Below are 2,544 nucleotides of genomic sequence, written 5' to 3'. Positions count from 1 at the left end.
TCACCGAACAGAAGGTGGCTGGTGAGCCGCTCATGATTGCGGTACACCTCGACCAGCTGCGCGGTGACACGCAGGTCCACGGCCTGCCCGATCAGCGAGTAAGGGACGGAGTAGAAGTTCTTTTCCCACACCACGTGCCCGTTCTTCTGCACCCGTCGCCCGGTCACCCACCGACTGATCTCGTATGACACTGCCGGCAGCGGCCGTAGCAGCGGCAACTCCTCGGTCTCGAACACGCTGAGCCGTGTACCGGCGCGTTTCTGGAACGGCTCCCGGTTATACGCATCCATCCGCTCCCGCACTCTGGTCCGCAGTTCCGGAAGTGAGGTGAATATCTGATCGCGTAAGCCTGCGATCACCCACGTAGCAATGTGGGCGACCGTGTTCTCCACGCTCGCTTTGTCTTTGGGTCGGCGCACCCGGCCAGGCAACACCGCCGCGGAGTAGTGTGCTGCGAGTTCCCGATATGCGTCGTTCAGCACCACCTCGCCCTCACGAGGATGCTTGATCACCCCGGTCTTCAAATTGTCGGGCACGACCCGGGGAACGGTCCCGCCGAACCACTCAAACATCGCTACATGCGCCAACAGCCACGTGTCCTGCCGCATATCCGTGGCCGGCTCCACGAACGCATACCTACTGAACGGCAGGCACGCGACGAACAAATACACCCTCGACACCTCGCCCGTCACCGGATCGGCGAGCTGCATCGTGGGCCCAGACCAATCGACCTCGACCGTCTGACCGGCCTTGTGACCAACCCGCGACGCAGCACCGCTAACCATCGTGTGTGCCGCGTACGTCTTACAGAACCGGTCATAACTCATCGCCGGGCTGCCCGACACAGCGCACCCGTCAACGTACTCGCCGTGAAGCAGTTTCAGTGTCACCCCTACCCGGGCAAGTTCCTTATGGAGCTGTTCCCAGTCGGGCTGCACGAATACGCTCTCGTGCTCACCCCGGCCAGGGAACACCAACGCGTAGACCTCCGCATCAGTCTTACCCGCGATGGCATCCCAGTCGATCCCGGCCCGATCCGCGGCAGCAAACACCGCAGCGATGCTGTTCCGGGAAACACCCTGAGCCGAAGCGATCATCCGCCCCGTCAAACCCTGAGCGCGGAGCTCGAGCACCAGCTTCGTTTTGATCCTACGTACCATTGGTGACTACTCCTTCTGCCGCGCGCCACATACGCACGGCGGAAGGATCCTAACCAGCCGGCTCCGAACGACAATATTGCCGCGCCCCCACGACAACACACCCGAGATTCACGAAGTGGCTCTCAACGGCAATATCCATGGCTCTCAGGAGAGCGAATATTCAGCTCTCGATCAGGGAGCTCGCGCGCCGGCATAGTGTGGGCCGGGAAACGGTGCGTCAAGCGTTGCGGCAGGCGGAGCCGCCAGCGAAAAAGCCGCGGGTCCGGTCGGCGCCACGTCTTGACGTGTTCAAGGCGATCATCGACCGGATGCTTACCGATGATTTGACGGCGCCGAAGAAGCAACGACACACAGCCCGGCGGGTCTTCGCCCGGCTCGCGGACGAGCACGGGGCAACAGAGTTTCGTACTCGACGGTGCGGAACTATGTCCGGCTCCGTCGAGCACAGATCAACGCGGACGCCGGCCGGTTGGGTGATGCGTTCGTCCCTCAGGAACACGCGCCTGGGGCTGAGGCGGAGGTCGATTTCGGTGACGTTTATGTGATCTTGGCCGGAGCGAAAACGAAGTGTCAATTGTTCGCGTTCCGGCTGTGTCACTCCGGTAAAGCAGTGCACCGGGTGTATCCGACTTCAGGGCAGGAAGCGTTCCTCGAAGGCCATATCGCTGCGTTCGAAACGCTCGGTGGGATCCCGACGAAGCAGATCAAGTACGACAACCTCACCGACGCGGTCACGACAGTGATCTTCGGCACGGGCAGGCGACGCACGGAGAACCCACGGTGGTTGCTGTTTCACTCCCATTACGGCTTCGACCCGTTCTACTGCCTGCCCGGGATTGATGGTGCTCACGAGAAGGGTGGTATCGAGGGTGACGTGGGACGATTCCGCCGGAACCACCTGTCGCCGATGCCAGTGGTGGATTCGCTCGCGGAGTTGAACGAGAAGATCATCGCCTGGGACGAGGCCGACGACGCCCGCCGGATCGATAGCCGAATCAGAACCGTCGGGCAGGACTTCGCTACCGAACGTCTCCTTCTTGCTCCGCTGCCATTCGAGCGTTTCGACCCGGGGCTGTCACTAACGCCTCGGGTTGACCGGTCCGGTGACGTCCCCTCGTGTGGTGTGCTTTCGCTTTACCGGTCGAGGTCAGTGGTTGAAGCTTAGGCTGCGATGAGTTCGGGGAGGATGTTCGCCTCCTCGGTGGGCTCGATTGGGTCGTTCATGGTCTTCAGTTCGAGCATCGATGATTCGTGTTGACGCCGACCGAAAATGGTACCAATGTTGCCGATTGAAAACGGTGCCACGTGGTGTGTTTAGTTTGTCGTAGTGGTGAGGGTTTTGTGTCCTCGGAGCCGGTAGCTGGTGCCTTTGAGGCTGAGGACG

Annotated in this window: 2 protein-coding genes and 1 pseudogene; 1 reads left to right on the top strand and 2 read right to left on the bottom strand. The window is 61.3% G+C overall.

Annotated features, from left to right (window positions below; all coding sequences use genetic code 11):
- A partial coding sequence (gene istA, locus B7R22_RS18120; RefSeq protein WP_116413094.1) for an IS21 family transposase occupies window positions 1-1,160 on the bottom strand: 1,160 nt, incomplete at its 3' end.
- A gap of 137 nt (window positions 1,161-1,297) precedes the next feature.
- Here istA (B7R22_RS18120) and istA (B7R22_RS18115) point away from each other — a divergent pair.
- Window positions 1,298-2,262, top strand: a pseudogene (istA, locus tag B7R22_RS18115) (IS21 family transposase); the annotation flags it as partial.
- Window positions 2,263-2,321: 59 nt separating this feature from the next.
- Here the strand turns inward: istA (B7R22_RS18115) and B7R22_RS19365 are convergent.
- A complete protein-coding gene (locus B7R22_RS19365; protein ID WP_172582550.1) occupies window positions 2,322-2,465 on the bottom strand; it encodes a hypothetical protein in 144 nt (47 codons plus the stop codon).
- Between the last annotated feature and the right edge of the window lie 79 nt (window positions 2,466-2,544).

The organism is Subtercola boreus (genome assembly GCF_003399635.1).
Taxonomy (GTDB): domain Bacteria; phylum Actinomycetota; class Actinomycetes; order Actinomycetales; family Microbacteriaceae; genus Subtercola; species Subtercola boreus_B.
The sequence above is the reverse complement of the archived record's forward strand: the minus strand, read 5'-3'. Positions and strand labels throughout refer to the sequence as shown.